This window comes from Streptomyces sp. NPDC050534, from assembly GCF_044457745.1.
Classification (GTDB): Bacteria; Actinomycetota; Actinomycetes; order Streptomycetales; family Streptomycetaceae; genus Streptomyces.
Window position 1 is genome coordinate 64,712 of the sequence record NZ_JBITHF010000017.1, and the last position, 25,231, is coordinate 89,942.

Here is a 25,231-nt window from a genome sequence, read left to right on the forward strand (position 1 = left end):
CGGACCCAACGCCCGAAGTCTGTTCCTCCCCTCGGCCGGCTGAGCCGATGCGTGCCGGTCGCGTCTTCGCGTACGGCGCCGCCGCCGGACTCCTCGGTGACCACCTCCTCGGCGATCCGCGCCGCGGGCATCCGGTCGCCGGCTTCGGGCGGGCCGCGGCTGCCGTGGAGAAGGTGTTGTGGCGGGACCACCGCGGGTGGGGCGCGCTGCACACCGCCGTGTGCGCCGGAAGCGCCGTGACGCTCGGTGCCTTGGCGGAGTCCTGTCTGCGTCCCTCCCGTGCCGCCTCCGTCGCGCTGACCGCCGCCGCCACCTGGGCCGTGGTCGGCGGTACGTCTCTCGCGCGTGAGGCCCGCACCGTCCGCCGGGCCCTGGAGGCCGGGGACGTGGAGGCCGCGCGGGCGCGGCTGCCGCATCTGTGCGGGCGGGATCCGCAGGCGCTCGACGCCGGCGGGATCGCCCGGGCCGTCGTCGAGTCCGTCGCGGAGAACACCTCCGACGCCTTGGTGGGGGCGCTGGTGTGGGGCGCCGTCGGCGGGGTGCCGGGGCTGGTCGGGTTCCGGGCCGTCAACACGCTCGACGCCATGGTGGGGCACAGGTCGCCCAAGTACCGGCGGTACGGGTGGGCTTCCGCCCGTCTGGACGACGTCGCCGGATGGCCGGGAGCGCGGCTGACAGCCGTACTGGCGACGGTCGCCGGAGGCGATCCCCGCGGGGCGGTGCGCGCCTGGCGCGCCGACGCGGGCAGGCACCCGAGCCCCAACGCCGGGCCCGTGGAGGCCTCGTTCGCGGGGGCGCTCGGAGTGCGGCTCGGCGGGACGTTGTCGTACGGGGGGCGTGTGGAGCATCGGCCGGTACTCAACAGTGAAGGGCGGGCCGTGGAGTTCGGGGACATCGAGCGAGCCGTTCGGCTGTCCCGGCGGGTCGGGTGGCTGGCACTCGGGGCCGGGGCCGCGGGGGCGCTGCTGCGGGGGCGGGCCGCACGGCGCCCGGCACGGCGATGGGAGCGTGCGTCATGAGCGGCGGTGGGCTTCTGGTAGCCGGCACCACCTCGGACGCCGGCAAGAGTGTCGTGACCGCCGGGATCTGCCGCTGGCTGGTGCGCCAGGGGGTCAAGGTCGCCCCCTTCAAGGCGCAGAACATGTCGCTGAACTCGTTCGTGACGCGCGAGGGCGCCGAGATCGGGCGGGCGCAGGCCATGCAGGCGCAGGCGTGCCGGGTCGAGCCGACCGCGCTCATGAACCCCGTGCTGCTGAAGCCGGGCGGTGAGCAGAGCAGTCAGGTCGTGCTGCTGGGCAAGCCGGTGGGCGAGCTCAGTGCGCGCGGGTACCACGGCGGGCGGCAGCAGCGACTGCTCGGGACCGTTCTCGACTGCCTCGCCGAGTTGCGGGGCACGTATGACGCGGTGATCTGTGAGGGGGCCGGCAGCCCCGCCGAAATCAATCTGCGCCGTACCGACATCGTGAACATGGGGATCGCGCGCAACGCACGGCTCCCCGTGCTCGTCGTCGGCGACATCGACCGCGGCGGCGTCTTCGCGTCCTTCTTCGGGACCGTCGCGCTGCTCTCGTCCGAGGACCAGGAGCTCGTCGCCGGGTTCCTCGTCAACAAGTTCCGGGGCGACGTGAGTCTGCTGGAGCCCGGGCTCGACATGCTGCACGGTCTCACCGGGCGGCGGACGTACGGCGTGCTGCCCTTCCGGCACGGGCTCGGGATCGACGAGGAGGACGGGCTGCGGGTCTCGCTGCGCGGGACCGTGCGGGAGTCGAACACCGCTCCCCCGGTCGGCGCGGACGTGCTGCGGGTCGCGGTGTGCGCGGTCCCGCTGATGTCCAACTTCACCGACGCGGACGCGCTGGCCGCCGAACCCGGCGTCGTGGTGCGCTTCGTGGACCGGCCGGAGGAACTGGCCGACGCCGACCTGGTGGTGGTCCCGGGCACGCGCGGGACCGTGCGCGCACTGGAGTGGCTGCGGGAGCGCGGTCTTGCCGACGCCCTGGAGCGCAGGGCCGCCGAACAGCGGCCCGTCCTGGGCATCTGCGGCGGCTTCCAGATTCTCGGCGAGCACATCGAGGACGAGGTCGAGTCGAGGGCCGGTGCGGTCCCCGGGCTCGGAGTCCTGCCCGTGCGGGTGCGGTTCGCCCGCGAGAAGACCCTGACCCGTCCGTCCGGGGAGGCCCTCGGCGAGCGGGTCGAGGGGTACGAGATCCATCACGGGGTCGCCTCGGTGGAGGGCGGGGATCCCTTCCTCGACGGCTGCCGGGTCGGCGAGACCTGGGGCACGCACTGGCACGGTTCGCTGGAGTCGGACGGGTTCCGGCGGGCCTTCCTGCGCGAGGTGGCGGCCGCCGCGGGCCGCCGGTTCGTGCCGGCCCCCGACACCTCGTTCGCCGCGCTGCGCGAGCAGCAGCTCGACCGGCTCGGCGACCTGATCGAAGAACACGCGGACACGGACGCGCTGTGGCGGCTCATCGAGTCCGGCGCGCCGCAAGGACTGCCCTTCATTCCACCGGGAGCACCCGCATGAGCACAGTGTTGTTGTTGTCGACCGCCGACACGGATCTGCTGGCCGCGCGGGCCGCGTCCGGTGCCTCGTACCGGATCGGCAACCCCACCCGGGTGGATGTGGCCGAGGAGCTGCCCGGCCTCCTCGCGGGCGCCGACATCGCCGTCGTACGGCTGCTCGGCGGGAAGCGGGCCTGGGAGGACGGGCTCGCGGCGCTGAGGGCGTCCGGCGTGCCGACCGTGCTGCTCGGCGGAGAGGCCGTCCCGGACGCGGAGTTGATGGCCGAGTCGTCCGTGCCCGCCGGTGTGGTGGCCGAGGCGCTGAAGTACCTCGTCGAGGGCGGGCCCGCCAACCTCACCGAGCTCGCCCGGTTCCTCTCCGACACCGTGCTGCTGACGGGCGAGGGGTTCGTCGAGCCGCAGAAGATGCCCGAGTACGGCGTCCACGGCGAGCGTCCGCGCGTCGAGGGACGGCCGACCGTCGGCGTGCTCTTCTACCGGGCCCACGAACTGAGCGGCAACACCGCCTTCGTGGACACCCTGTGCGACGCGGTCGAGGCGCGCGGCGCCAACGCCCTTCCCGTGTACTGCGGTTCGCTGCGCTGCGCGGACGCGGGCCTGTACGAGCTGCTGGCGAAGGCCGACACCCTGGTCGCCACCGTCCTCGCCGCGGGCGGCACCCACGCCTCGCAGGCGTCGGCGGGTGGCGACGAAGAGGCGTGGGACATCGGGGCGCTCGCCGACCTCGACGTCCCTGTGCTGCAGGGGCTCTGCCTCACCTCGTCGCGGGCCGCCTGGGAGGCGTCCGACGCCGCCCTGTCCCCCATGGACGCGGCGATGCAGGTCGCGATCCCGGAGTTCGACGGGCGGCTCGTCACCGTCCCGTTCTCCTTCAAGGAGCAGGGCCCGGACGACGTGCCCGTGTACGTGGCCGACCCGGAGCGGGCCGCGCGGGTCGCCGGGATCGCCGTACGGCACGCGGAGTTGAGGCACAGGCCGAACGCCGGGAAGAAGCTCGCGCTCGTCTTCACCGCCTACCCGACCAAGCACTCCCGGGTCGGCAACGCGGTCGGCCTGGACACGCCCGCGTCGGCGGTGCGCGTCCTGGACGCGCTCAAGGACGCCGGATACGGGGTCACCGACTACCCCGACAACGGCGACGAGTTGATCCACCGGCTCATCGAGGCGGGCGGGCACGACGTCGAGTGGCTGACCGAGGACCAGCTCGCGTCGGCGCCCGCGCGCGTCCCGCTCGCCGACTACCGGGCGTGGTTCGAGAAGCTCGACCCCGGGCTGAGAGACGCGATGACCGAGGCGTGGGGCGAGCCGCCGGGCTCGCTGTACGTCGACGGGGAGGACATCGTGCTCGCCTCCCTCCGGTTCGGGAACGTCGTCGTGATGATCCAGCCGCCGCGCGGCTTCGGCGAGAACCCGATCGCGATCTACCACGACCCCGACATGCCGCCGTCGCACCACTACATGGCGGCCTACCGCTGGCTGGAGAACAGTTTCGGCGCCGACGCCGTCGTCCACATGGGCAAGCACGGCACGATGGAGTGGCTGCCCGGCAAGGGACTCGGGCTCGGCCGCGGCTGCGCGCCGGACGCCGTGCTCGGCGAACTGCCCCTGATCTACCCGTTCATCGTCAACGACCCCGGTGAGGGCACCCAGGCCAAGCGGCGCGGGCACGCCACGGTCGTCGACCACCTCGTACCGCCGATGGCGCGGGCCGACACCTACGGTGACCTGGCCAAGCTGGAGCAGCTGCTCGACGAGTACGCGCTCGTCTCCGACCTGGACCCGACGAAGGCCCCGGCGGTGCGCGCGCAGATCTGGACCCTGGTCAAGGCGGCCGAGCTCCATCACGACCTGCACGTGGACGAGCAGCCGGACGACGGCGAGTTCGACTCGTTCGTCATGCACATCGACGGCTATCTGTGCGAGATCAAGGACGTGCAGATCCGCGACGGCCTGCACATCCTGGGCGGCGGCCCGGTCGGCGAGCCGCGCGTGAACCTCGTGCTCGCCGTGCTGCGCGCCTCGCAGGTGTGGGGCGGGCAGGCCAACGCGCTGCCGGGGCTCAGGGCTTCGCTGGCCGCCCATTTCGGGCTGGTGGAGAAGGAGTTGCTGGCCGAGCCGGGCGCGCCGGTGAAGGCGCCGGTGGAGCTGACGGACCTCGTCGAGGGGCCGTCCCGTTCGGCCGCCGACGCGATCGACCTGCTGGAGCAGCTGTGCCGGCGGTTGGCGGAGGGGATGGAGGAGCGGGAGTGGGCCGCGGCCGCGGTTCCGGCCCTCGTCCGTGACGTCGTCGGCACCGAACTCCCGGACGCGGTCGCGGTGCTGGAGTTCGCCTGTGCCGAGGTCGTGCCGCGGCTCGCCCGCACCACCGACGAGATCGGCCACATCCTCAAGGCGCTCGACGGCGGTTACGTCCCCGCCGGCCCGTCCGGCTCCCCCACCCGCGGTCTGGTCAACGTCCTGCCGACCGGCCGCAACTTCTACTCGGTCGACCCCAAGGCCATTCCCTCCAGGCTGAGTTGGGAGGTCGGGCAGTCGCTCGCCGACTCCCTGGTGCAGCGGTATCTGCAGGACACCGGCGAGTACCCGAAGTCCGTCGGCCTCACGGTCTGGGGCACGTCCGCGATGCGCACCCAGGGCGACGACATCGCCGAGATCCTGGCGTTGCTGGGCTGCCGGCCGGTGTGGGACGACGCCTCGCGCCGGGTCACCGGCTTCGAGGTCGTCCCGCTGGAGGAGCTCGGCCGACCCCGCATCGACGTCACGGTCCGTATCTCCGGCTTCTTCCGGGACGCCTTCCCGCACGTCGTCGGGCTGATCGACGACGCGGTGCGCGAGGTGGCGGAGCTGGACGAGGCCGCCGAGCACAACTTCGTGAAGGCGCACGCCGACCAGGACACCGCCGAGCACGGCGACCGGCGGCGCGCGACGGCCCGTGTCTTCGGCTCCAAGCCGGGCGCGTACGGCGCCGGTCTGCTGCCCCTGATCGACGCCCGCAACTGGCGCTCCGACGCCGACCTCGCCGAGGTCTACGCGGTGTGGGGCGGCTACGCCTACGGGCGCGGGCTCGACGGGCGGGCCGCGCGCGGGGACATGGAGACCGCGTTCCGGCGGATCGCGGTCGCCGCCAAGAACGTCGACACCCGCGAGCACGACCTCGTCGACGCCGACGACTACTTCCAGTACCACGGCGGCATGGTCGCCATGGTGCGCCATCTGACGGGCGAGAGCCCCGAGGCGTACGTCGGCGACTCCGCCACCCCCGACCAGGTGAAGACCCGCACGCTCGGCGAGGAGACGCACCGCGTCTTCCGGGCGCGCGTGGTCAACCCGCGCTGGATGGCGGCGATGCGGCGGCACGGCTACAAGGGCGCCTTCGAGATGGCGGCGACCGTCGACTACCTCTTCGGGTACGACGCGACGGCCGGGGTCGTCGACGACTGGATGTACGAGAAGCTCAGCGCAGAGTACGTCTTCGCCCCGGAGAACCAGGAGTTCATGAAGAAGTCCAACCCGTGGGCGCTGCGCGGGATCACCGAACGGCTGCTGGAGGCCGCGGACCGGGGGCTCTGGGCCGAACCGGACGCGGAGACGCTGGAGCGGCTGCGCGCCACGTATCTGGAGCTGGAAGGCGACTTGGAGGGCGACCAGTGACCACCCCGTTCCCCTTTACGGCCGTCGTCGGGCAGGACGACCTGCGGCTCGCGCTGCTGCTGAACGCCGTCTCCCCGGCGGTCGGCGGCGTGCTGGTGCGCGGCGAGAAGGGCACCGCCAAGTCGACGGCCGTGCGCGCCCTTTCGGCGCTATTGCCGCACCTCGACGTGGTCTCCGGATGCCGCTTCTCCTGCGATCCCGCCGCCCCCGACCCGGCGTGCCCGGACGGTCCGCACGAGCCGGGCGCGTTCGAGACGCGTGCGGCGCGGATGGTCGAACTGCCGGTCGGCGCCTCGGAGGACCGTCTGGTCGGCGCCCTGGACATCGAGCGGGCGCTGGCGGAGGGCGTGAAGGCCTTCGAGCCCGGCCTGCTCGCCGACGCGCACCGCGGCATCCTCTACGTCGACGAGGTCAACCTCCTCCACGACCACCTGGTCGACCTGCTGCTGGACGCCGCCGCGATGGGCGCCTCGTACGTCGAGCGCGAGGGCGTCTCCGTGCGGCACGCCGCCCGCTTCCTGCTCGTCGGCACCATGAACCCCGAAGAGGGCGAGCTGCGGCCGCAGTTGCTCGACCGGTTCGGGCTGACCGTGGAGGTCGCGGCCTCGCGGGAGCCGGACCAGCGGGTCGAGGTGGTACGGCGCAGGCTCGCCTACGACGACGATCCGGCCGGTTTCGCGGTCCGCTGGGCCGCCGAGGAAGCCTCGGTACGTCAACGCATCGTCGCGGCAAGGGAGTTGCTGCCGTCGGTGCGGCTGGGCGACGGGGCGCTCCGGCAGATCGCGGCGACCTGCGCCGCCTTCGAGGTGGACGGCATGCGCGCCGACATCGTGATGGCCCGAACGGCCACCGCGCTGGCGGCCTGGGCCGGGCGTACCGAGGTGCTCGCCGAGGACGTACGGCAGGCCGCGCTGCTCGCGCTGCCGCACCGGCGCCGCCGCAACCCCTTCGACGCGCCGGGCCTGGACGAGGACAAGCTGGACGAGACGCTGGAGGAGTTCGCCGGGCCGGAGGACGACGACCCGGGTCCGGACGGCGGTCCCGGCGGGGGCGGCGGGCAGCCGGCGCCGGACGAGGGGCCGCAGGGCGGGGACACCGGTGCCCGTCCCGAGGCCGGCGAGGACGGCGCGCCGCAGCCCTCCGGTGCCGGGGAGCAGTCCGCCGTACGCGCCTCCGAGCCCTTCCGGACCAAGGTGCTGAGCGTGCCGGGGATCGGAGAGGGCGCCGCGGGGCGGCGTTCCCGGGCGCGGACCGAGCACGGGCGCACGACGGGGGCCAGGCGGCCTCGAGGCGCCCTCACCAAGCTGCACCTGGCGGCGACCGTGCAGGCCGCGGCGCCGCACCAGCGGGCACGCGGACGCTCCGGTCGCGGGCTGGTGGTCCGGCGCGACGACCTGCGGCAGGCGACCCGCGAGGGGCGCGAGGGCAACCTCGTGCTGTTCGTGGTGGACGCCTCCGGGTCGATGGCGGCGCGGCAGCGGATGAGCGCCGTGAAGGGGGCCGTGCTGTCGCTGCTGCTGGACGCGTACCAGCGGCGGGACAAGGTGGGGCTGGTGACGTTCCGCGGCACGGCCGCCGAGGTGGCGCTGCCCCCGACCTCCTCCGTGGACGCGGCCGCGGCCCGGCTGGAGTCGCTGCCGACGGGTGGGCGGACACCGCTCGCCGCCGGGCTGCTGCGCGCGCACGACGTGCTGCGGGTGGAGCGGCTCAGGGATCCGGCGCGCCGGGCGCTGGTCGTCCTCGTGACCGACGGGCGTGCCACGGGCGGACCCGAGCCGGTCGCGCTCGCGGGGCGGGCGGCTCGGCTGTTCGCGGCCGACGGAACCGCCTCGGTGGTGGTCGACTGCGAGTCGGGGCCGGTACGGCTGGGGCTCGCAGGGCAGCTCGCGGGTGAGCTCGGCGGCACCGCGGTGTCGCTGGACGAGCTGCGGGCTGACTCGATCGCCGGGCTGGTGAGGGATGTGCAGGGGACATCGAGGAGGGCCGCGTAATGCCGCAGGGGCAGCCGAGTGTCGTGCCGGACGACGGACTGACGACCCGTCAGCGCCGTAACCGGCCTCTGGTCGTCGTGCACACCGGGATCGGGAAGGGCAAGTCCACCGCCGCCTTCGGGCTCGCGCTGCGGGCCTGGAACCAGGGGTGGCCGATCGGGGTGTTCCAGTTCGTGAAGTCGGCCAAGTGGAAGGTCGGCGAGGAGAACGCGCTGCGGGTGCTCGGCGCCTCCGGCGAGGGCGGCACCGTCGACTGGCACAAGATGGGCGAGGGCTGGTCGTGGGTGCAGCGCGACGAGCAGCTGGACAACGAGGAGAAGGCCCGGGAGGGCTGGGAGCAGGTCAAGCGGGACCTGGCCGCCGAGACGTACAAGCTGTACGTGCTCGACGAGTTCGCCTACCCGATGCACTGGGGGTGGGTCGACACGGACGAGGTGGTCGACGTGCTGCGGAACCGGCCCGGGACCCAGCATGTGGTGATCACCGGGCGGAACGCGCCCGAGAAGCTCGTCGGCTTCGCCGACCTCGTGACCGACATGTCCAAGGTCAAGCACCCCATGGACACGGGCCAGAAGGGTCAGAGGGGCATCGAGTGGTGACTGCGGTTCCCCGGCTGGTCATTGCCGCGCCGTCGTCCGGCAGCGGCAAGACCACCGTCGCCACGGGTCTGATGGCCGCGTTCGCCGCACGGGGGCTCGCCGTGTCCCCGCACAAGGTCGGGCCGGACTACATCGACCCCGGGTATCACGCGCTCGCCACCGGACGCACGGGACGGAACCTCGACGCGTACCTGTGCGGGCCGGAGCTGGTCGGGCCGCTCTTCGCGCACGGGGCGCGCGGGTGCGACGTCGCCGTCGTCGAGGGCGTGATGGGGATGTTCGACGGGGCGGCCGGGGAAGGCGAACTGGCCTCGACCGCCCACGTCGCCAAGCTGCTGCGGGCGCCCGTCGTGCTCGTCGTGGACGCGTCCTCGCAGTCGCGGTCGGTTGCGGCGCTCGTGCACGGGTTCGCCTCCTGGGACCCGGAGGTGCGGGTCGGCGGCGTGATCCTGAACAAGGTGGCGTCCGACCGGCACGAGGCGCTTCTGCGGGAGGCGCTGGACTCGGCCGGGGTGCCGGTGCTGGGGGTGTTGCGGCGGGCCGCGCCGGTGGAGACGCCGTCACGGCACCTGGGACTGGTACCGGTCGCGGAGCGGCACGCCGCGGCGGTGGAGGCCGTGGAGGCGATGCGGGCGCAGGTGGAGCGGGGATGCGATCTCGAAGCGCTGATGGGGCTGGCGCGGAGTGCGGGTGCGTTGTCGTGTGCGGGCTGGGATGCGGCTGACGCCCTGGGGGCCGCGTCCACGGACGGGCTGAGAATTGCCGTCGCCGGCGGAAGTGCGTTCACGTTCTCCTATGCCGAGCACGCCGAGCTGCTCGCCGCCGCCGGAGCCGAAGTCGTCGTCTTCGACCCCCTCCGTGACGAGCGACTGCCCGACGGCACACGCGGGTTGGTCATCGGGGGCGGTTTCCCCGAGGTGTACGCCCCCGAGCTGTCCGCCAACGAAAACCTGCGCAAAGCCGTCGCAAGCCTCGCAGAGAGCGGCGCTCCCGTCGCCGCCGAGTGCGCCGGGCTGCTGTACCTGTGCCGGGAGCTGGACGGGCTGCCCATGTGCGGGGTGATCGACGCGCGGGCGCGGATGTCGGAGCGGCTCACTCTCGGGTACCGGGACGCCGTCGCCGTCGGCGACAGTGCGCTGGCGCCCGCCGGGACCCGGATGCGGGGGCACGAGTTCCACCGCACGGTCGTCGAGCCGGGGGCGGGGACGGCTCCCGCCTGGGGTGTGCGCGCCCCTGAACGGCGGCTCGAAGGTTTCGTACAGCAAGGTGTGCACGCGAGTTACCTGCACACGCACTGGGCGTCCGAGCCCGGTGTCGCCCGTCGGTTCGTGGAGAGGTGCCGGACGTCATGAGCAGCAGCAGGCTGATCGGAGTCGGGGTGGGCCCGGGCGACCCCGAGCTGGTGACCGTCAAGGGGGTCAACGCCCTGCGGGCCGCCGCCGTCGTCGTCGTACCCGTCATGGCTGCACCTGATGGGAAGGACGGCGGCGAGCGCGGGCGGGCCGAGGCCACCGTGCTGCACTACGTGCCCGGGGAGAAGGTCGTCCGGGTGGTGTTCGCGCTCAACGAGCGGAGCGACCACGCCCGGCGCGAGGCCGCCTGGGACGCGGCCGGTGCGCGGGTCGCCGAGCTGCTCCGGGAGCGCGGCACCGTCGCGTTCGCCACCATCGGCGACCCCAACGTGTACTCGACCTTCACCTATCTCGCCCACACCATCGCCGGGCTGGTGCCGGGGACCGCGGTGGAGACCGTGCCCGGGATCACCGCCATGCAGGATCTGGCGGCGCGGTCCGGGGCCGTCCTCACCGAGGGCACCGAGCCGCTCACCCTGGTGCCCGTCACCGCTGGGGCCGCCGTGCTGAAGGACGCCCTGGCCGGGCCGGGCACCGTCGTGGCCTACAAGTTCGGCCGGCAGGCCGCCGAGGTCGCCGAGGCGCTGCGCGAGACCGGGCGCATCGACGACGCCGTATGGGGTTCGGCGCTCGGCCTCGAGGCCGAGTCGATCCGGCCGGCCGCCGAGCTCGACGGCGCCGCGCTGCCGTACCTCTCCACGCTCATCGCGCCCGCGCGGCGTGACGGCGGGCGGGGCGGCAAGTTGTGACCTCCCGCCGAGGGCTCTCAGCCGGCGAGGCCCACCACCAGCCAGATGAACAGCACGCCCGCGATCGTGCACAGCAGCGTGGAGCGGGCGGGGTGTTCATGGTGCGCCTCGGGCAGGATCTCGGCGGCGGCGAGGTAGAGCAGTACGCCGCCGAAGAGTGCGAGATAGCCGCCGAGCAGGCCCTCCGGGATGGAGACGAAGGCGGTCGAGGCGGCACCCACGACCGGCGCCGCCGCGTCCGCGAACAACATGGTCAGCGCCTTGCGTCGGTCGTTCCCGTACAGGCTCGTGATCGTGTACGTGTTGAATCCGTCCGCGAAGTCGTGGGCGACCACGGCCAGCGCGACCGCCGTGCCCATGCCGCCGCCGACCTGGAAGGCCGCGCCGATCGCCACACCGTCCATGGCGCTGTGACCGACCATCGCCGCGGCCGCCGTGAGACCCACCTCCGGCACCCGGCCGTTGCTCTCCTCGCCGCCGTGCGAGGCCTGGCGGGCGGCCAGCAGCCGCTCCACCAGATGGGCCAGCAGGAAGCCGGCCACGAACAGGAGCAGGGCCGCCGGTACGCCGAAGACCTCGCCGCCGGCCGCCTTCAGGGCCTCCGGCAGCAGATCCAGGCCCACCACACCGAGCATCAGTCCGCCGGCCAGTCCCAGGACCAGATGGCGGCGGTCGGTCACACGCTGTGCCGTCCAGCCGCCGGCCAGCGTCATCAGGAACGCGCCGAGCGCGACGAAGACCGCCATGGGGCTTTGTTATCCGATCAACGGCCGTTCGCGCACATCGTGCGGCCCCACCGGCACACCTTGTAAGACCTTTTGTCCAGAGAGGACCGATTTTCATGGCCGATGCCCCCACCGGCAAGGTGACCTTCGTCGGTGCCGGCCCCGGCGCCGCCGACCTGCTGACGTTCCGTGCCGCGCGCGCCATCGCCGAGGCCGACGTGGTGATCTGGGCCGCCAGCCTGGTGCAGGCGGAGGTCCTCGAGCACGCGCGCGAGGACGCGGAGATCCTCGACTCGGCGACGATGTCGCTGGAGGACGTCGTCGCCGTCTACGAGCGGGCCCGGGCCGAGGGTCTGCGGGTGGCCCGGGTCCACTCCGGCGACCCCGCCCTGTGGGGCGGCACGCAGGAGCAGCTCGACCGGTGCGCGCGGATCGGCGTGGAGACCGAGGTCGTGCCCGGCGTCTCCGCCTTCTCCGCCGTCGCGGCGCTCGCGCGGCGCGAGCTGACCATCCCGGAGGTCGCGCAGTCGGTCGTCCTCACCCGGCTCGGCGGCGGCAAGACGCCGATGCCGCCCGGGGAGGAGGTGCGGGAGTTCGCCAAGCACGGCACCACCATGGCGATCTTCCTGTCGGCCGCCCGCAGCGGGCAGTTGGTGCGGGAGCTGCTGGAGGGCGGCTACCCGACGTCCACGCCGGTCGTCGTCGCCTACCAGGCGACCTGGCCGGAGGAACTGGTCGTGAAGTGCACCATCGGGACGCTGGAGGAGACGGTCAAGGAGCACAAGCTCTGGAAGCACACGCTCTTCCTGGTCGGACCGGCGCTGGACGCCGAGGGCACCCGCTCGCACCTGTACCACCCCGGCCACTTCCACGGTTACCGCAAGGCCGACCCCGAGGCCCGCCGGGCCCTGCGCGAGCGCGGGGCGAGTACGTGATCACGGTCGTCGGCACCGGGACGGGCGCGCCGGCTCCCCCCGACGCGGTGGCGGAGGCCGAGCTCGTCGTGGGCGGGCGCCGGCATCTGGACGCCGTACGGCTGCCCGCGGCGGCCGAGCGACTCGTGCTCGGGCCGCTGGCGCCCGCCCTGGACACCATCGAGGAGTACGTCGCCAAGGACCGGCGCGTGGTCGTGCTGGCCTCCGGGGACCCGGGGTTCTTCGGGATCGTGCGGGCGCTGGCCGAGCGGTTCGGCGCACGGTGTCTCGACGTCCGGCCGGGTGTCTCCTCCGTCGCCGCCGCCTTCGCGCGGCTCGGGCTGACCTGGGACGACGCGGTCGTCGTCAGCGCGCACGGGCGCGATCGGCGGACGGCTGTCCACGTGTGCCGCGCGTACCCGAAGGTCGCCGTGCTGACCGGGCCCGGTGCGGGTCCGGCCGAGCTGGGCGCCGCGCTCGCCCGCACCGCGCCCGGCCGGGTCCTCGTCGTCGCCTCCGCGCTGGGCTCCGCCGAGGAGCGCCTGGAGCGGGTCTCCCCCGCCGAGGCCGCGGGCCGCGACTGGGGCACGGCGGTGAGCGTCGTCCTGTGCCTGGACGAGGCGCGGGCGCTCGGTCCCGTGCGCACGCTCGCGGGCGCGGCCGCCGTACGGCCCGCCGGGTGGGCGCTGGACGAGGGCGACTTCGCCCACCGCGACTCGATGATCACCAAGTTCGAGGTGCGGGCCCTGGCGCTGGCCCGGCTCGGACCGCGCCCCGGCGACCTGGTCTGGGACGTCGGCTCCGGTTCCGGTTCCGTGGCCGTGGAGTGCGCGCGGCTCGGCGCCGCCGTCAGCGCGGTCGAGAAGGCCGCGGACGGGGTGGAGCGGATCCGCGCCAACGCCGGTGCGCACGGCGTCGACGTACATGTGGTGCGCGGTGAGGCACCGGCCGTGCTCGGCGAACTCGACGCTCCCGACGCGGTGTTCGTCGGGGGCGGTGGGCACGAGCTGCCCGGCATCGTCGCCGAGTGCGCCCGGCGGGCCCGGCGGACGGTCGTGGTCGCCTTGGCCGCGCTGGACCGGGTGCCCGCGGTGCGCGCCGCGCTCACCGGCGCCGGGTTGGGCTGCGACGGGGTGCTGCTCCAGTCGTCCCGTCTCGCACCGCTGCCCGGGGACGTGACCCGGCTGGCGGCGGCCAATCCCGTTTTCCTGCTGTGGGGCGTGCGGCCGCACGCCGTTGCTGACGAAGGAGTTGCCCTGTGATCGGCCTCATTTCCGCCACCGCGGCGGGGGCGGCGGCGCGCGACCGGCTGGCCGCGGCCTGGCCGGACCGCACGCGCGTGTACGAGGGTCCCGTGGGGGAGGCCGTACGCGCCGCGTTCGCGGAGTGCGACCGGCTCGTGTGCTTCCTCGCGACGGGTGCCGTCGTACGGCTCGTGGCGCCGCTGCTGGGCGACAAGGCGTCGGACCCCGGTGTGGTGTGCGTCGACGAGGGCGGGCGGTTCGCCGTGTCGCTGGTCGGCGGGCACGGGGGCGGGGCCAACGAACTCGCCCGGCAGGTGGGCGAGTTGCTGGGTGCCGAGCCCGTGGTGACCACGGCGACCGACGCCGTCGGCGTCCCCGGCCTGGACACGCTGGGGCTGCCCGTGGAGGGCGACGTCGCCGGAGTGACGCGGGCCCTGCTGGACGGGGAGCCGGTCGCGCTGGACGCCGAGGTGCCGTGGCCGCTGCCGCCGCTGCCGTTCGCCGGGCAGGGCGCGCACACCGTCCGGCTGACGGACCGGGCGGACCCGCCGGCAGGCGGTGAGGTGCTGCTCCGTCCGCCGTCCCTCGTCGTCGGTGTCGGCGCGTCCAGGGGCGCCCCGGCGGACGAGGTGCTCGACCTGGTCGAGGGGGCGCTGCGGGACGCGGGACTGTCCCCCCGAAGCGTCGCCGCCCTCGCCACCGTGGACGCCAAGCGCGACGAGCCCGGCATCGTGGCGGCGGCCGCGCGGCTCGGGGTGCCCGTCCTGACGTACCCGGCCGAGGAGTTGGCGAAGGTCCAGGTCCCCAATCCCTCGGACGCCCCGCTCGGCGCCGTGGGCACCCCGTCGGTCGCCGAGGCCGCCGCGCTCGCCCGCGGCGGTGAACTCCTCGTCCCCAAGCGGAAGTCGGCGCGCGCGGACGGGCATGCCGCGATGGCGACCTGTGCCGTCGTACGGCGTCCGGTGCGCGGGCGGCTCGCGGTGGTCGGGCTCGGACCCGGCGCCCGCGACCTGCTCACCCCGCGCGCCACGGCCGAACTGCGGCGCGCCTCCGTGCTCGTGGGGCTCGACCAGTACGTCGACCAGATCCGCGATCTGCTGCGGCCCGGCACCCGAGTCCTGGAGTCGGGGCTCGGCGCCGAGGAGGAGCGGGCGCGGACCGCGGTGGCCGAGGCCCGCCGCGGCCAGGCCGTCGCGCTGATCGGCAGCGGGGACGCCGGCGTGTACGCCATGGCCTCGCCCGCACTCGCCGAGGCCTCCGACGACATCGACGTGATCGGCGTGCCCGGCGTCACCGCCGCGCTCGCGGCCGGGGCGATCCTGGGCGCGCCGCTCGGGCACGACCACGTGTCCATCAGCCTCTCCGACCTGCACACCCCCTGGGAGGTCATCGAGCGGCGGGTGCGTGCCGCGGCCGAGGCGGACATCGTGGTCACGTTCTACAACCCCCGTTCCCGGGGCCGCGACTGGCAGCTGCCGAAGGCGCTCGCGATCCTCGCCGGGCACCGGGAGCCGGCCACTCCGGTCGGTGTCGTACGCAACGCCTCGCGACCGGACGAATCCAGCCGCCTGACGACGCTGGCCTCCCTGGACCCGGCGACGGTCGACATGATGACGGTCGTGACGGTCGGCAACACGGCGACGCGTGAGATCGCGGGGCGCATGGTGACGCCGCGCGGCTACCGCTGGCAGGCTCCGTCCACCGGTGGCTCCGCCACGGGCGCCGAGGAGGGCGCCCGGTGAACCGCGTCGTCCATCCCATCGAGGAGGAGTCGTACCGGCGGCTGCGCGCCCGCCTGGACACCTCGCACTTCCCGCCGCTGACGCGAGCGGTGGTCGAGCGGGTGATCCACTCCGCCGCCGACCTCGAGTACGCGAGCGATCTCGTTCTGGACGAGGGCGAGTTGGCGAGGGCGCACGCCGCGCTGCACGGCGGTGCGCCCGTGGTCGTCGACGTGGCGATGGTCGGCGCGGGCATCACCCGGCGCGAGACCGTCTGCCGCCTGGGGGACGCCGTGGCCGGGCCGGGTCTGACCCGCTCGGCCCACGCGATACGGCTGGCCCACGAGCAGGTCGGCCCGGGCGCCCTCTGGGTGATCGGCAACGCGCCGACCGCTCTGGAGGAGCTGCTCACCCTGGACGCCGCTCCGGCGCTCGTCATCGGCCTGCCCGTCGGCTTCGTCGGTGCGGTCGAGTCCAAGGCCGCCTTGCGCGCGAGCGGGCTGCCCGCCGTGAGCAACGTGTCCGAGAAGGGTGGGTCGGCGGTGGCCGCCGCCGCGCTCAACGCCCTGCTGTACCACCCCGTTTCACACTCCGAGGAGCAATCGTGACCACCCCTCCGCCCGCCCTGCTCATCGCCGGCCACGGCACCCGGGACGACGCCGGAGCCGAGGCGTTCCGGTCCTTCGTACGGCAGTTGGGAGAGCGCCACCCGCAACTGCCCGTCGCGGGCGGCTTCATCGAGCTGTCCCCGCCGCCACTGGGCGAGGCGGTCGCCGAACTGGTGGAGCGGGGGGTGCGGCGGTTCGCCGCCGTGCCGCTGATGCTGGTGTCCGCCGGGCACGCCAAGGGCGACATCCCGGCGGCGCTGTCCCGGGAGAAGGAACGGCACCCGGGGGTCTCGTACACCTACGGGCGCCCGCTGGGCCCGCACCCCAAGATCCTGTCGGTCCTGGAGCGCCGCCTCGACGAGGCCCTCGGCGGCGGCGCGCGCGAGGACCGGGCCGAGGTGACCGTGCTGCTGGTCGGCCGGGGCTCCACCGACCCCGACGCCAACGCCGAGGTGCACAAGGCGGCGCGGCTGTTGTGGGAGGGCCGCGGCTACGCGGGCGTGGAGACGGCGTTCGTGTCGCTCGCGGCGCCGGACGTGCCGAGCGGCCTGGACCGGTGCGCCAGGCTCGGCGCACGGCGGATCGTCGTCCTGCCGTACTTCCTGTTCACCGGCATCCTGCCGGACCGGGTGCGCCGGCAGACCGAGGACTGGGCGGCCGCGCACCCTCGGACCGAGGTGCGCTCGGCGGACGTCATCGGCCCGGAGCCGGAGCTGCTCGATCTGGTGATGGAGCGCTACGAGGAGGCCGTGCGGGGCGATCTGCGGATGAACTGCGACTCGTGCGTGTACCGCATCGCGCTGCCGGGCTTCGAGGACAAGGTCGGGATGCCGCAGCAGCCGCACTTCCACCCGGACGACGACGGTCACCACCACCACGGGCACCACCACGGCGGACACGCCCATGCACACTGACCGCGAGCACGATCTGCGCCATCACGGGGACGCCGAGGTGCGGGACGGCGGTTCGGCACTCGTCGACCTGGCCGTCAACGTCCGCACCGGCACTCCCCCGGTGTGGCTGCGCGAACACGTCGCCGGTGCGCTCGGCTCGCTCGCGGCCTACCCGGACGGGCGGGCCGCACGGTCGGCCGTGGCGGCGCGGCACGGGCTGCCCGTGGAGCGGGTGCTGCTGACCGCGGGCGCGGCCGAGGCCTTCGTGCTCCTGGCCCGGGCGCTGAAGGTCCGCAGACCGGTGGTGGTCCACCCCCAGTTCACGGAGCCGGAGGCGGCGCTGCGGGACGCCGGTCACTCGGTGGAGCGGGTGCTGCTGCGCGAGGAGCACGGCTTCCGCCTGGACCCGGCGGCGGTGCCCGAGGACGCGGACCTGGTGGTGATCGGCAACCCGACGAACCCCACCTCCGTCCTCCATCCCGCCGGCATCGTCGCCGAACTCGCACGCCCCGGGCGGACGCTGGTCGTCGACGAGGCGTTCATGGACGCGGTGCCCGGCGAGCGGGAGGCGCTCGCCGGACGGACGGACGTGCCGGGCCTGGTGGTCCTGCGCAGTCTCACCAAGACCTGGGGGCTGGCCGGACTCCGGATCGGCTACGTCCTCGCCGCCCCGGAGACGGTCGCCGCCCTGGAGCGTGCCCAGCCCCTGTGGCCGGTGTCCACGCCCGCGCTGGCCGCCGCCGAGGTCTGCATGGGGCCGCAGGCCCTCGCCGAGGCGGGGCACGCGGCCCACCGCATCGCCGCGGACCGCGCCCATCTCGTCGCCGGCCTCAGCGAGTTCGCCTCGGACGGGCTGCGGCTGGTGGAGCCGGCCGAGGGCCCCTTCGTCCTGGTACGGCTGCCCCGGGCGACCGCGGTGCGGCGGCATCTGCGCGACCTGGGCTTCGCGGTGCGGCGCGGGGACACCTTCCCCGGGCTCAGCGAGGAGTGGCTGCGGCTGGCAGTGCGGGACCGGGCGACGGTCAACTCCTTCCTGCAGGCGCTGGACCGGGCCCTGACTCTGGCCTCGCACCACTGAACTCGCGTCCCGTACCCGGGTGTTTCGGTGGTCTGCCGGCTCGGCCGCGACCGCCGGACTCGGCGAAGGCCCGACTCTTCGCCACCTCCCCGGCGCCCGGTGAGCAGGGCTGCGGCTCGCGGTGCGGGACCGGGCACTGCCCTGGTCTCGCGCCCCTGAACCGCAGCGCCCCGTACCGGGAGTTCGGCGCGCCGGATCAGCCGCGGCCGCGGCGTGCCAGCGCCACCGCCCCGCCGCCGGCCACGACCAGCGCGAGCGCCCCGCCCGCGATGTAGGGCGTCATGGAGTTGCCGCCGGTCTCGGCGAGGCCCGACCCCTCGCCGCCCTGCGGCTTGGTGTCACCGGCGGGGGCGGACGGCGCGGGCGACTGCGGCGCGGCCGCCGCCGGTGCCTCGCAGGTCGCCTTCGCCAGCGTCAGGGTGCCCTCGACCTCGGCCACGTTGAGCTTCAACGGGTTGACGGAGACCTTGAGTTCGAGCGCGGTGGCCGCCGCCGTACGGGATGTTGTCTCCCGCTTCGACAGGTCGAGCCGGACCTCGCCGACGCCGGGCACCTTGACGTCGGTCGTGCCGCCGGTCGTCAGGGTCACCTTCTTGCCCAGGACGCTCACCGAGCCGAGCAGGTTCGAGGTGGCGACGGGCGTCTTCCCCGCCGCGCAGGTCGCCTCGGAGGTGACCTTCTCGATCTCGATGAGGGACAGCAGCGGCAGACCGGGGACATGGACGCTGGCGTGCGCGAGGTTGGTGTAGCCCTCGGCCCGACCGGAGGTGACGGTCGCCCTCGCCGAAGCGGCCTGCGCGGCCAGCACGTTGAACGGCTTGCCGCCGTCGACGCCGTTCAGCGTGGCGGACAGCGCGGTCTTCTCGGCGCTTCGCGGTGCCTCGACCTGGTTGAGCGAGACGGCGAGCGGGACGTTCACGGTCTTGTTGAGCAGTGACACGTCGAGCCCGGTGCGCAGGACCACGGCGCTCGCGTGGCCCTGGTCGCCGGTCGCGTGCGCGGAGCCCGCGCCGGCCAGGACCGCGGGACCGGCGGCGAGGGCCGTGGCCGTCGCGACGGTCGCGAGACGGCGTGCGGGCAGGCGGAAGTTCTTGCCGTTCAAGGTGGGGACCCCTCAGAGGAGACTTGCTCGGGACCCGCCAAGAATTACGCACCAGGGGTGAACCGGCGGCGTTCCGGCGCCACTTCACCCCATCGTGCGTTCCCCGTGAACATTTTCGAATCGCGCGGCACAAGCGTTCCACTCTTTCACCGCCGCATCGCCTCCTGCGGGCGTACGGCGGCTGCCGCACCGGCGCACAGGCGGCGCGTGCCGCGTCAACCTGCCGTACCGGCTATGCGAAGGGCCGCCCGTTCACCACTACCCGCCTGGGGGCGGCGAGTACCCGTACGTCGGCCCGCGGATCGTCCTCGTAGACGACGAGGTCGGCCGGCGCCCCCTCGTCCAGTCCCGGCCTGCCGAGCCACCGCCGCGCGCCCCAGGTCGTCGCCGACAGCGCCTCGACGGGCGGGATGCCCGCGGTGACCAGCTCCGCCACCTCGCCCGCGACCAGCCCGTGGGCGAGGTGACCGCCGGCGTCGGTGCCGACGTACACCGGGATCCCGGCGTCGTAGGCGTTGCGCACGGTGTCGTAGCGGCGCTCGTGGAGCCTGCGCATATGGGCCGACCACTCGGGGAACCTGGCCTCGCCGCCGTCCGCGAGCCGCGGGAAGGTGGCGATGTTGACGAGGGTCGGGACGATCGCGACGCCGCGCTCGGCGAAGAGCGGGATCAGCTCGTCGGTGAGGCCGGTGGCGTGCTCGATGCAGTCGATGCCCGCCTCGACCAGGTCCTTCAGGGAGTTCTCGGCGAAGCAGTGCGCGGTGACGCGGGCGTTCAGGCGGTGGGCCTCGGCGATGGCCGCCTCGACCGCGTCCCGGGGCCAGCTGGGGGACAGGTCGCCGACCTCGCGGTCGATCCAGTCGCCGACCAGTTTCACCCAGCCGTCGCCGCGGCGGGCCTCCTGGGCGACGTACGCGACCAGGTCCTCCGGCTCGATCTCCCAGGCGTAGCCCCGGATGTAGCGGCGGGTGCGCGCGATGTGCCGGCCTGCCCGGATGATCTTCGGCAGGTCCTCGCGGTCGTCCACCCAGCGGGTGTCCGAGGGGGAGCCGGCGTCCCGGATGAGCAGCGTGCCGGCGTCCCGGTCGGTCAGCGCCTGCTTCTCGGCCACGTCCTGCTCGACCGGGCCGTGCGGGCCGAGACCGACGTGGCAGTGCGCGTCGACGAGGCCGGGCAGCGCCCAGCCCTCGACGGTACGGACATCGCGGGCGCCCGCGGGGCGGTCGAAGGAGATCCGCCCGCCGACCACCCACAGCTCGTCCCGGACGTCGTCGGGCCCGGCCAGGATCCGGCCCTTCACGTGCAGCACCGCGCGATCGCTCATGACTGCACCCTAATGACCGGCCGGGGCCCGTCGCGAAAGGCCCTAGCCGTCCTTGCCCACCTGGTCCGGCGTGCCCTCCTCGACCTCCGCCATCGCCGGGTCGAGGAGCCGGGCGAGGAAGTGGCGGGTGCGTTCGTGGCGGGGGTCGCCGATGACCTGGGCGGGGGCGCCGTCCTCCACGATCACGCCGCCGTCCATGAAGACGACCCGGTCGGCGACCTCGCGCGCGAAGGTCATCTCATGGGTGACGACCATCATCGTCATGCCCTCGCGCGCGAGCATGCGCATGACCGCGAGCACGTCCCCGACCAGCTCCGGGTCGAGCGCCGACGTCGGCTCGTCGAACAGCATCACCTCGGGCCCCATCGACAGCGAGCGCGCGATCGCCACGCGCTGCTGCTGGCCGCCGGAGAGGGAGGCGGGATAGGCGTCCGCCTTCTCCGACAGGCCGACGCGCTCCAGGTTCTCGGCGGCCACCCGCGCGGCCTTCGCCTTGTCCCGCCTGAGCACCCGGCGCTGCGGCAGCGTGAGGTTCTCGGTCACCGTCAGGTGCGGGAAGAGGTTGAACTGCTGGAAGACCATGCCGATACGGCGGCGTACGGCGTCGATGTCGACGTCCGGGTCGGTGAGTTCGGTGCCGCCGACGAAGACCTGGCCCTTGGTCGGCTCCTCCAGGAGGTTCACGCAGCGCAGCAGCGTCGACTTGCCGGAGCCGGACGGGCCGATGACGCACACCACCTCGCCCCGGCCGATCTCCAGGTCGATGCCGCGCAGCACCTCGTTGTCGCCGAACGACTTGTGCAGGCCGCGCACTTCGATCTCCGGGCCCGCACCGAGCGGCTTCTCGCTCATTTCACGGCCTCCTGGGCCTTCGCCTCCATGCGGCGTACGACGAAGCCGAGCGGGATGGTCACCAGCAGGTAGCACAGGCCGGCGACCAGGATCGGCGTGGAGTTGGCGGTCGTGCTGGCCAGGTCCCGGCCGTACTTGGACAGTTCGCGCTCCTCCAGGGTGACGCCGAGGAACAGCACCAGCGAGGAGTCCTTGAAGAGCAGGACGAGTTCGTTGGTCAGCGGCGGCAGGATGATGCGGAAGGCCTGCGGGATGACGATCGAGATCATGGCGCGGGCGGGCGAGAAGCCCAGGGAGCGGGCCGCCTCCAGCTGCCCCTTGGGCACCGCCTGGATGCCCGCGCGGATCGTCTCGGCCATGTACGCGGCGGCGACCAGGCCGAGCGCGAGGGCGACCTTGCCGTACGTGCCGCCGACGATCTCCGTGCCGGGGAAGGCCAGCGGCACCGCGACCCCGATGAAGATGAAGATCAGCAGGGCGGGCAGGCCGCGGAAGATCTCGATGTAGATGCCGGCCAGCCAGCGGTAGGGGCCCACCGACGACAGTCGCATCAGCGCGATCAGCATGCCGAGCGCCAGTCCGACGACGAAGCCGGACAGCGTGTACAGCACGGTGTTCTTCAGCGCCAGCGTGATGACGTCGGGGAACATCTGCTTGGCGATGCTGCCCTGCGCGAACTGGTTCTTGAGCCGTCCCCAGTCGGCCGAGACCGCGAAGGCGATCACGGCCGCGACGAAGACGACGTACTGCACGCCGCGCGACAGGCTGCGCTTCTGCCGCCGTGTCAGGCCCTTTTTCCTCGGCTGGAGTCGTACGTCCGTGTCGGTCATGGGGTCAGGACGCGGACGGAGAGGCGGCGGAGGTGTCGTACGGGCCGATCCACTTCTCGTACAGCTTCTTGTAGGTGCCGTCGGCCTTGGCGTCCTTGATCGCCTTGTTGACCGCGGCGAGGAGCTTGGTGTTGCCCTTCTTCACCGTGAAGCCGTACTGCTCGCCGGTGTTGATGTTGTCGGCGACCTTGTAGGCCGCGTTGGCCTTGTCCTTCAGCCAGCCCTGGACCACCGGGTAGTCGATGACGACGGCCTTGACCTGGCCGGTACGCAGGCCGTTGAGGACCGCGTCGGAGGACTCGAAGGAGACCGGGTCGAAGCCCTGCTTCTTCGCGTAGTCCTCGCCGGTGGTCTGCGCCTGGGCGCCGAGCTTGACCTTCTTGGCCTTCGCGTCGGCGAGCGAGGTGATGCCGCTGTCCTTGGCGACCATCAGGGCCTGGGTGGCGTCGAAGTACGGGTCGGAGAAGTCGACGTTCTTCTTGCGCTCGGCGGTGATCGTCATGCCGGCCGCGGCCAGGTCGCACTCCCCGGAGTTGAGGAAGGCACCGGTCTTGAAGTTCTCGAAGGGCGTGTCGAGGATCTGCTGCTTCACGCCGAGGTTCTTGGCGACGAGGTCGATCATCGACACGTCGAAGCCCTGCACCTTGCCGTTGATCTCCGACTGAAAGGGCGGGTACGGCAGGTGCGTGCACGTCGTGAGCTGTCCGGCCTTGACGAGTTCGACCCCGCCGGCGGCCGTCTTGCTCCCGCTGCCGCCGTTGCCGCTCGACGTGCATGCGGCTACGAGCACCAGCCCGGCCGTCGCGGTGGTGGCGGCCAGAACGCGGGTCCGGCGCCCGGAGAAGATCTGCACGGGGGGCCTCCTGTGAGGGAACTGAGGGTTCCGATTATAAGGAGAAGTTTGAGCCTCTCAAACCAAACCCATGGTCCAGCGGCTGTCCGGCCTAAGAAGTCTCCAGTGGAAGGAGGGGTCAAAGTGGCCGATACATGCCGGATACCCTCGACGGAAGTCGACCACTCGTGAGCGGAGAGAGCACGCCGTGACCCACCCCTTCCTCGACCTGCCCCCGATGAGTGCCGCGCACTTCGCCTCGATCGAGGACCGCGTGGCGAAACTGCTCGGCACCGAGCAGGACGTCGTGATCATGCAGGGTGAGGCGCTGCTGCCGCTGGAGGGGGCGATCCGCGGCACCGCCGGGCCGGGGACGACCGCGCTGAACGTCGTCACGGGTCCGTACGGGCAGACCTTCGGCAACTGGCTGCGCGACTGCGGGGCGACCGTGATCGACCTGGCGGTGCCCTTCCACACGGCGGTGAGCGCCGACCGGATCCGGCAGTCCTTCGCCGAGCACCCCGGCATCGACTTCGTGTCGCTGGTGCACGCGGAGGCCGCGACCGGCAACACCAATCCGGTCGCGGAGATCGGGGAGGCCGTACGGGAGCAGGGGGCCCTGTTCTACCTCGACGCGGTGGCGTCGGTCGGCGCGGAGCCGGTGCTGCCGGACGCGTGGGGCGTGGACCTGTGCGTCATCGGGGCGCAGAAGGCGATGGGCGGGCCCGCGGGCGTGTCCGCGGTGTCGGTGAGCGAGCGGGCGTGGGCGCGGATGGCCGCGAACCCCGGCGCGCCGCGCCGCTCCTACCTCTCCCTGCTGGACTGGAAGGAGCGCTGGATCGACGGCGGCCGCACGGCGCTGCCGCACGCTCCTGCGCAGCTGGAGATGCTGGCGCTCGAGGCGTGCGTCGAGCGGATCGAGGCGGCGGGGATCGAGACGGTGACGGCCCGGCACGCGTCCGCCGCCGCGGCGACGCGGGCGGGCGCGCCGGCTCTCGGCGCCGGGCTGGAGCCGTACGTCCACCGGGCCGGGGAGGCGGCCCCCGTCGCCACGACGCTGCGGACGCCCGCCGGGATCGCCGCCTCGGAGCTGGTCGCACGGGCGCTGGAGTCCGATCCCGCGCTCCCGCTGGCCGCGGGCGGTGGCGCCCTGGCCGCGGAGATGATCCGCGTCAACCACTACGGCCCCGGCGCCACCGTGGGCGCGGTCCAGGCGTCCCTGGCAGCGCTGGGCGCCGCACTGACCGAGAAGGGGCTGCCGGTGGACCTGGAAAAGGCGCGGCGCGCGGTCGAGGGCGCCTGGCGGCAGCCCTGAATTCGGCGCTATTAGTGCTATTATTTCAGAGGGTTTATCGGGGGTAGCTTCCCGTATTCTTCTGCCCGCTTTTCCTCGTCCTAAACGCAAAGATTTCGCGAACGTAGACGGGTGTATTTCGGGCAGATCTCGTGAGGATTAGACCTCTGTGACGCGTTACACACTGTGCCCGCTTTGACCCTTATTTACCGCACAAAATGGGCGCAAACGCCTGCCGGTCATGGCGAACCTCGCGCCCGCGCGATAACACATCGCATGCCCATGCGTAACCCCATTCCGCCATGCATTTTGGATTTTCCATCGGTAAGTTCAATTCGCATGACTGCCGCACACGCAGACCGAGCAGAACTGCAAATAGACCGTCCGTCGGTGACGGACGGCGCCGCGCTGTGGCGGATCGCCCGGGACTCGAAGACACTCGACCTGAACTCGTCGTACAGCTACCTGCTGTGGTGCCGCGACTTCGCCGACACCAGCGCCGTGGCTCGCGACGGGCGCGGGGAGGCGGTCGGCTTCGTGACCGGTTACGTAAGGCCGGACCGCCCGCGCACCCTGCTCGTCTGGCAGGTGGCGGTGGACGAGGCGTACCGGGGACGCGGGCTCGCGGCCACGCTCCTCGACGGGCTGGTGGCGCGCAGCTCCGGCGAGCACCGGATAACCGCCGTGGAGACCACCATCACGCCCGGCAACACCGCCTCCGAGCGCCTGTTCACCTCGTTCGCCGAGCGGCACGGCGCCGCGGTGGAGCGCGAGGTGCTCTTCGACACGAGCCTGTTCCCCGACGGGCCGCACGACCCCGAGGTGCTGTACCGCATCGGTCCCCTCTCCCTCTGAACTCCCCTCCGCAGTCACCGAAGCCACCGAAGCCGCCGAAGGCTTCGGCGAAGTCGACGAAGACTTCCGCAGACCCTGACGACCCCCACGC

The 25,231-nt window shown here is 73.2% G+C and carries 21 protein-coding genes; 15 read left to right on the forward strand and 6 right to left on the reverse strand.

All coding sequences use genetic code 11. From position 1 onward, the window contains the following. Positions 1–47: 47 nt before the first annotated feature. Genes ACIBN2_RS40315 through cobI form a run of 7 tightly spaced genes read left to right on the forward strand, consistent with a single transcriptional unit; the run spans position 48 to position 10,868 of the window. Entirely contained in the window at positions 48–1,019 is a 972-nt protein-coding gene (locus tag ACIBN2_RS40315) for a cobalamin biosynthesis protein (RefSeq protein WP_399142304.1), read from the forward strand. Then, positions 1,016–2,527, forward strand: coding sequence for a cobyric acid synthase (locus tag ACIBN2_RS40320; protein WP_399142306.1), 1,512 nt, complete (start codon positions 1,016–1,018; stop codon positions 2,525–2,527). Before ACIBN2_RS40315 ends, ACIBN2_RS40320 begins: the two co-directional genes overlap by 4 nt. After that, positions 2,524–6,177, forward strand: a complete 3,654-nt coding sequence (gene cobN / locus ACIBN2_RS40325) for a cobaltochelatase subunit CobN (RefSeq protein WP_399142307.1) — start codon at positions 2,524–2,526, stop codon at positions 6,175–6,177. Before ACIBN2_RS40320 ends, cobN begins: the two co-directional genes overlap by 4 nt. After that, positions 6,174–8,168 (forward strand): putative cobaltochelatase, encoded by a 1,995-nt coding sequence (locus tag ACIBN2_RS40330; RefSeq protein ID WP_399142308.1) that lies wholly within the window; start codon positions 6,174–6,176, stop codon positions 8,166–8,168. The genes cobN and ACIBN2_RS40330 overlap by 4 nt, the downstream gene beginning before the upstream one ends. Then, positions 8,168–8,767 carry a cob(I)yrinic acid a,c-diamide adenosyltransferase gene (gene cobO / locus ACIBN2_RS40335; RefSeq protein WP_399142310.1) on the forward strand — a complete coding sequence of 200 codons (600 nt, stop codon included), beginning with the start codon at positions 8,168–8,170 and terminating at the stop codon, positions 8,765–8,767. Before ACIBN2_RS40330 ends, cobO begins: the two co-directional genes overlap by 1 nt. Next, a complete protein-coding gene (locus ACIBN2_RS40340) occupies positions 8,761–10,119 on the forward strand; it encodes a cobyrinate a,c-diamide synthase (RefSeq protein ID WP_399142312.1) in 1,359 nt (452 codons plus the stop codon). The genes cobO and ACIBN2_RS40340 overlap by 7 nt, the downstream gene beginning before the upstream one ends. Beyond that, on the forward strand, positions 10,116–10,868 hold the full coding sequence (cobI, locus tag ACIBN2_RS40345; RefSeq protein WP_399142314.1) for a precorrin-2 C(20)-methyltransferase: 753 nt from the start codon (positions 10,116–10,118) through the stop codon (positions 10,866–10,868). Before ACIBN2_RS40340 ends, cobI begins: the two co-directional genes overlap by 4 nt. Before the next feature lie 17 nt (positions 10,869–10,885). Here the strand turns inward: cobI and ACIBN2_RS40350 are convergent, their stop codons facing one another. Continuing rightward, the gene (locus ACIBN2_RS40350) at positions 10,886–11,614 is read right to left on the reverse strand and encodes a ZIP family metal transporter (protein WP_399142316.1); all 729 of its coding nucleotides are present in this window, start codon (positions 11,612–11,614) and stop codon (positions 10,886–10,888) included. Positions 11,615–11,709: 95 nt separating this feature from the next. Between ACIBN2_RS40350 and cobM the strand changes: the two genes are divergently transcribed. The 6 genes from cobM to cobC are packed head-to-tail and all read left to right on the forward strand — an operon-like array spanning position 11,710 to position 18,051. Next, positions 11,710–12,528 carry a precorrin-4 C(11)-methyltransferase gene (cobM, locus tag ACIBN2_RS40355; RefSeq protein WP_399142318.1) on the forward strand — a complete coding sequence of 273 codons (819 nt, stop codon included), beginning with the start codon at positions 11,710–11,712 and terminating at the stop codon, positions 12,526–12,528. Further along, on the forward strand, positions 12,525–13,769 hold the full coding sequence (cbiE, locus tag ACIBN2_RS40360) for a precorrin-6y C5,15-methyltransferase (decarboxylating) subunit CbiE (RefSeq protein WP_399142320.1): 1,245 nt from the start codon (positions 12,525–12,527) through the stop codon (positions 13,767–13,769). Before cobM ends, cbiE begins: the two co-directional genes overlap by 4 nt. Further along, the gene (cobJ, locus tag ACIBN2_RS40365; protein ID WP_399142321.1) at positions 13,766–15,493 is read left to right on the forward strand and encodes a precorrin-3B C(17)-methyltransferase; all 1,728 of its coding nucleotides are present in this window, start codon (positions 13,766–13,768) and stop codon (positions 15,491–15,493) included. Before cbiE ends, cobJ begins: the two co-directional genes overlap by 4 nt. After that, positions 15,490–16,080 carry a precorrin-8X methylmutase gene (locus ACIBN2_RS40370; RefSeq protein ID WP_399142322.1) on the forward strand — a complete coding sequence of 197 codons (591 nt, stop codon included), beginning with the start codon at positions 15,490–15,492 and terminating at the stop codon, positions 16,078–16,080. The genes cobJ and ACIBN2_RS40370 overlap by 4 nt, the downstream gene beginning before the upstream one ends. Beyond that, positions 16,077–16,994 (forward strand): sirohydrochlorin chelatase, encoded by a 918-nt coding sequence (locus tag ACIBN2_RS40375; protein ID WP_399142324.1) that lies wholly within the window; start codon positions 16,077–16,079, stop codon positions 16,992–16,994. The genes ACIBN2_RS40370 and ACIBN2_RS40375 overlap by 4 nt, the downstream gene beginning before the upstream one ends. Then, positions 16,984–18,051, forward strand: coding sequence for an Rv2231c family pyridoxal phosphate-dependent protein CobC (cobC, locus tag ACIBN2_RS40380; protein ID WP_399142326.1), 1,068 nt, complete (start codon positions 16,984–16,986; stop codon positions 18,049–18,051). Before ACIBN2_RS40375 ends, cobC begins: the two co-directional genes overlap by 11 nt. Positions 18,052–18,247: 196 nt before the next feature. On the opposite strand, the gene ACIBN2_RS40385 is transcribed toward cobC, so the two are convergent. The 5 genes from ACIBN2_RS40385 to ACIBN2_RS40405 all read right to left on the reverse strand — a co-directional run bounded on the left by ACIBN2_RS40385 (position 18,248) and on the right by ACIBN2_RS40405 (position 23,012). Further along, positions 18,248–19,153 (reverse strand): SCO1860 family LAETG-anchored protein, encoded by a 906-nt coding sequence (locus ACIBN2_RS40385; protein ID WP_399142327.1) that lies wholly within the window; start codon positions 19,151–19,153, stop codon positions 18,248–18,250. A gap of 232 nt (positions 19,154–19,385) precedes the next feature. Further along, on the reverse strand, positions 19,386–20,477 hold the full coding sequence (locus tag ACIBN2_RS40390; RefSeq protein ID WP_399142329.1) for an amidohydrolase family protein: 1,092 nt from the start codon (positions 20,475–20,477) through the stop codon (positions 19,386–19,388). A gap of 42 nt (positions 20,478–20,519) precedes the next feature. Further along, positions 20,520–21,329, reverse strand: coding sequence for an amino acid ABC transporter ATP-binding protein (locus tag ACIBN2_RS40395; RefSeq protein ID WP_399142330.1), 810 nt, complete (start codon positions 21,327–21,329; stop codon positions 20,520–20,522). Beyond that, entirely contained in the window at positions 21,326–22,159 is an 834-nt protein-coding gene (locus ACIBN2_RS40400; protein ID WP_399142331.1) for an amino acid ABC transporter permease, read from the reverse strand. Before ACIBN2_RS40400 ends, ACIBN2_RS40395 begins: the two co-directional genes overlap by 4 nt. Before the next feature lie 4 nt (positions 22,160–22,163). Beyond that, the gene (locus ACIBN2_RS40405; RefSeq protein ID WP_393868012.1) at positions 22,164–23,012 is read right to left on the reverse strand and encodes a transporter substrate-binding domain-containing protein; all 849 of its coding nucleotides are present in this window, start codon (positions 23,010–23,012) and stop codon (positions 22,164–22,166) included. Positions 23,013–23,199: 187 nt separating this feature from the next. Between ACIBN2_RS40405 and ACIBN2_RS40410 the strand changes: the two genes are divergently transcribed. Beyond that, entirely contained in the window at positions 23,200–24,306 is a 1,107-nt protein-coding gene (locus tag ACIBN2_RS40410; protein ID WP_399142334.1) for a pyridoxal-phosphate-dependent aminotransferase family protein, read from the forward strand. A 318-nt stretch (positions 24,307–24,624) separates the two neighbouring features. After that, positions 24,625–25,140: a diaminobutyrate acetyltransferase gene (gene ectA, locus ACIBN2_RS40415; RefSeq protein ID WP_399142336.1), complete on the forward strand. Its 516-nt coding sequence runs from the start codon at positions 24,625–24,627 to the stop codon at positions 25,138–25,140. Positions 25,141–25,231: the final 91 nt, after the last annotated feature.

Bases quoted from the DNA above. Each gene is read 5' to 3' on its own strand.
- ACIBN2_RS40320 (WP_399142306.1), top strand. From the start codon at position 1,016: ATGAGCGGCGGTGGGCTTCTGGTAGCCGGCACCACCTCGGACGCCGGC.
- ACIBN2_RS40395 (WP_399142330.1), bottom strand. From the start codon at position 21,329: ATGAGCGAGAAGCCGCTCGGTGCGGGCCCGGAGATCGAAGTGCGCGGC.
- cobC (WP_399142326.1), top strand. From the start codon at position 16,984: ATGCACACTGACCGCGAGCACGATCTGCGCCATCACGGGGACGCCGAG.
- ACIBN2_RS40390 (WP_399142329.1), bottom strand. From the start codon at position 20,477: ATGAGCGATCGCGCGGTGCTGCACGTGAAGGGCCGGATCCTGGCCGGG.
- cobM (WP_399142318.1), top strand. From the start codon at position 11,710: ATGGCCGATGCCCCCACCGGCAAGGTGACCTTCGTCGGTGCCGGCCCC.
- ACIBN2_RS40350 (WP_399142316.1), bottom strand. From the start codon at position 11,614: ATGGCGGTCTTCGTCGCGCTCGGCGCGTTCCTGATGACGCTGGCCGGC.
- cobI (WP_399142314.1), top strand. From the start codon at position 10,116: ATGAGCAGCAGCAGGCTGATCGGAGTCGGGGTGGGCCCGGGCGACCCC.
- cobO (WP_399142310.1), top strand. From the start codon at position 8,168: ATGCCGCAGGGGCAGCCGAGTGTCGTGCCGGACGACGGACTGACGACC.
- cobN (WP_399142307.1), top strand. From the start codon at position 2,524: ATGAGCACAGTGTTGTTGTTGTCGACCGCCGACACGGATCTGCTGGCC.
- ectA (WP_399142336.1), top strand. From the start codon at position 24,625: ATGACTGCCGCACACGCAGACCGAGCAGAACTGCAAATAGACCGTCCG.
- ACIBN2_RS40400 (WP_399142331.1), bottom strand. From the start codon at position 22,159: ATGACCGACACGGACGTACGACTCCAGCCGAGGAAAAAGGGCCTGACA.
- ACIBN2_RS40315 (WP_399142304.1), top strand. From the start codon at position 48: ATGCGTGCCGGTCGCGTCTTCGCGTACGGCGCCGCCGCCGGACTCCTC.